At 45.4% G+C, this 3,379-nt stretch carries 3 protein-coding genes and 1 pseudogene; 2 read left to right on the top strand and 2 right to left on the bottom strand.

Annotated features, from left to right (window positions below; genetic code table 11):
- The first annotated feature begins 130 nt into the window (after window positions 1–130).
- Together Q0541_RS32380 and Q0541_RS32370 are read left to right on the top strand one after the other, a co-directional pair.
- Window positions 131–1,035: pseudogene (locus Q0541_RS32380) on the top strand (S-4TM family putative pore-forming effector).
- A 304-nt stretch (window positions 1,036–1,339) separates the two neighbouring features.
- Complete coding sequence (locus Q0541_RS32370) at window positions 1,340–2,269, top strand: cation diffusion facilitator family transporter (RefSeq protein WP_298920797.1); 930 nt, start codon at window positions 1,340–1,342, stop codon at window positions 2,267–2,269.
- 65 nt (window positions 2,270–2,334) lie between these two features.
- On the opposite strand, the gene Q0541_RS32365 is transcribed toward Q0541_RS32370, so the two are convergent.
- Both Q0541_RS32365 and Q0541_RS32360 read right to left on the bottom strand, forming a co-directional pair.
- Window positions 2,335–2,487 (bottom strand): hypothetical protein, encoded by a 153-nt coding sequence (locus tag Q0541_RS32365; protein WP_298920795.1) that lies wholly within the window; start codon window positions 2,485–2,487, stop codon window positions 2,335–2,337.
- The gene (locus Q0541_RS32360; RefSeq protein WP_298920793.1) at window positions 2,471–3,094 is read right to left on the bottom strand and encodes an alpha/beta hydrolase; all 624 of its coding nucleotides are present in this window, start codon (window positions 3,092–3,094) and stop codon (window positions 2,471–2,473) included. The genes Q0541_RS32365 and Q0541_RS32360 overlap by 17 nt, the downstream gene beginning before the upstream one ends.
- Between the last annotated feature and the right edge of the window lie 285 nt (window positions 3,095–3,379).

Raw genomic sequence — 3,379 nt, 5'->3', positions numbered from 1 at the left:
TGCAATCGAGTTTGTCTTGAACCTAGTGTCCTAATCACCTTGGCGATTGCTATATTTAATAAAGTATCTAAGCTTAAACAGGGAATTTTCATTGGATCTAAATTTTAAAGTTACTTCATAATAAATACTTATGAATAATATTCCTCAAGAACAAAACACTCAGCAGCAGCTAGATAAATTGGCTGCACAACGCCAACTTTATTCTGATGCAAAAGCTTTACAAATTATTAGTGTAGTTATTAGTGTCCCACTAGTAATTGCTTGGTCAATTTCAGTTGCAATATTACCTAAAATGTCTGTTTATGCTGGATTGTGGGGGATTATTGTCACTTTCCTAGAACTTCTTATTTTTTCTAGGTTACAAAATTCTACTCAAGAGAAAGCTGCAAAAATTCAACAAATTTTTGATTGTGAAGTCCTCCAATTTAATTGGTTAAATCTGAACTGTGGAATTCGCATTGAGCCAGAAACTATTATTGATGCTTCCACTAGGTTTAAACATAAAGATCCCAACTATTCAACTCTTAAAAATTGGTATGCAGTTAGTGTTGGAAAATTACCAATCCATGAAGCAAGAATTATTTGCCAACGTTCTAATATCTGGTGGGATGCTCAACTGCGTCGTCGCTATTCTAAGTGGGTGATTTTCGTATTGGTTACTTTAAGTATTATTGTCTTTCTGATTGGTTTGATTGGAGGTTTAACTCTTGAAAAGTTTTTGTTGGCTGTTCTGGCTCCATTGACACCTGCGTTTGTTTTGGGTTGCGTCAATATATTGAGCATAACGAAGCTGCAAACAGACTTGATAGGCTCAGAGAAAATGCTGAGGCTCTTTTACAAGAAGTAATTAATGGAAGATTCACTCCTCAAGACCTTGAGAGAGAATCATACAGCTTACAAGCTCAAATTTATGATAACCGTCGTCGCAGCCCATTAATTTTTGACTGGCTCTACTCTCACTTGAGACGCAAGGATGAGGAACAAATGAATAAAAATGCTGAAGCTTTAATCCAAGAGTTGAGCCAAAGTCCTTAACACCAGTTGTTGTGAGCGGCATAATAAATTGCTGTACCGGAAGTGAGGTGGTGATTTTAGTTGCAAAGGTTATTAGTGTCAAACATCCTCTTAAGGAATCGTGTGATCGCATCTCTCATAAACTGCAACACCGAATAGTGCAAATGGGATCGCCGAAACGATGAAAACTCAATCACACCTCGCCGATCGCAATGATATCCTGTAGTTTCTTTTACCAATCAGTAGAAGTCTCAGGGCTGATGACGATTGAAGTCAAATTTGGTACTGTTAGCTCGGAATCACTGTAGTTACGTCCGTGACCGAGATGAGTAGTCGATCAGCCCGCTCCTACGCTTTCTTGTCGATTGCAGCGGCAATCGTCACTATTGCTCTAAAGTTTGGCGCTTACCTGCTAACCGGGTCAGTAGGTTTGCTTTCAGATGCTATTGAATCAATTGTAAATCTAGTGGCAGCATTGGTCGCTCTATGGGCATTGACTTATGCTGAGAAACCAGCCGATGCCGAACACGCTTTTGGGCATTCTAAAGCCGAATACTTCTCCAGTGGTGCAGAAGGTGCGTTGATTGTAGTGGCAGCGATTAGCATTGCTGTTGAAGCTTGGGGACACTTGTTACATCCAGAACCGTTAACACAGCTGGGATTGGGGTTGGCACTCTCCTTATTTGCTACCGCAATCAATGGCGTTGTTGCCTTTATCTTGCTACGGGCAGGGCGACGGTTGCGTTCCATTACACTGAGGGCTGATGCTAACCACCTATTTACTGATGTGGTAACTTCGGGTGGTGTGATAGTTGGAATCTTCCTCGTCAAAGTAACAGGCGCTCTCGTGCTTGATCCAATTGTCGCACTGATAGTAGCAGCAAATATTACTTGGACAGGATTTCGTTTGTTGCGGGAAACCGGTAGCGCGTTACTGGATGCAGCTTTGCCTAAAAAAGAAATTGACGCAATCAAGAGCATCCTTAACGAGTATAAACATCAGGACATTCAGTTCCATGCCTTGCGAACCCGCACTGCTGGAACCCGTCGCTTTGTTTCCTTTCATGTTCTTGTGCCTGGATCTTGGACAGTGCAACAAGGGCATGATTTATGCGAGGCAATTGAGCTTGCTATTCTTCGGGTACTGCCTTCAACTCACGTTACAACTCACCTGGAACCTGTAGAAGATCCAGTTTCTTGGGAAGATTTGGAGTTGGAGCGTCCGAGCAATCAGCAAATGCAAGATATGACATAACAGTAGGGGATCTTGGCCAAGATCCCCTACAAATGTACAAATAATTTGGGATAATTTATTTTTTGTCAGTCCCTTAATTGCTGCCGTTGAGCTTTAAGGAATAGTGCGATCGCATCTCTGATAAACTGCAACGCCGAATACTGCAAATGCGATTGCCAAAACGATAAAAGCTCAATCACACAATTGGCGATTTGGCGATCGCTAATTTCCAAACTCAATTAAGTTGATTAACTGGCGATCGCCCGTATACTGCCAAGCCTGTTCTGCGACTTTGGGGAGTAGGACGCGCTCAGGCGATCGCTGAACGAGCACAGGAGATGAAGTCAGGGCAGGAAGGAAGTCGTTGAGTTGGTCCAGCAGGTAATCGGGCTTTTCTTCGGCCATCCAGTGGCCGCATTCGGGCACGCTGCCGCCCCGCACATCGTCGGCTACGACCTGCGCCATCGGCACCATAATATGCCCTGTGAGCTTCTCACCACCCAATGCCAGCACGGGCATAGTTAGCTTGGTGCGTGAACTGGCCTGGTTTTGCTCGATGTCAGTCTTGAAGGCCCGGTACCATTCAAAGCTGGCACTCATAGCTCCTGGCGCTAAATAAGCCCGCACGTACTCGTCTATTTCCGCTTCGTAGAAAGCCCCCTTGCGGTACGCCTGGTTGGTATAGAACCACATCAGGTACTCGCGCTCCAAGCCAGCAGTAAGTTGCTCGGGCAGCTCAGGCGTCTCGTGCAAGGTAAATACCCAAGACCGGGGGTCCGCCCAGAATTGGCTCCACATGGGTTCAATGCCCGCGAGAAAGCCGTCGAGCAGCACCAGCTTGTGCACCTCGGTGGGGTAGGCCGCCGCTAGGCGTACGCGACCAGCAATCCAATGTCATGACCCAAAATCCGGATGCTGTTAAAGCCTAACTGCTGAACCAGGTGGTGAATGTCTTCGGCTCTGGTGCGGGCATCGTAGCCGGCCGAAGGTACGGGCTTCGACGAGCCTACGGCACCGAGAAACGCTTTAATCGAGTCTGCTGGTCCAGCAAGGATGCAGAAATCGCCGATGGTGATTATCCCTCTTCTGTCACTTTCCGAGTATTCTGAATAAAAGGGTTAAAAGAAAAAA

The sequence above is a fragment of the uncultured Nostoc sp. genome, from assembly GCF_937863485.1.
GTDB lineage: Bacteria > Cyanobacteriota > Cyanobacteriia > Cyanobacteriales > Nostocaceae > Nostoc.
Note: the sequence above shows the minus strand (reverse complement) of the source record. Positions and strands in the feature narration are given on the sequence as shown.

Excerpts from the sequence above, each read along its gene's own strand:
- Q0541_RS32370 (WP_298920797.1), top strand. The coding sequence starts at position 1,340 with ATGAGTAGTCGATCAGCCCGCTCCTACGCTTTCTTGTCGATTGCAGCG.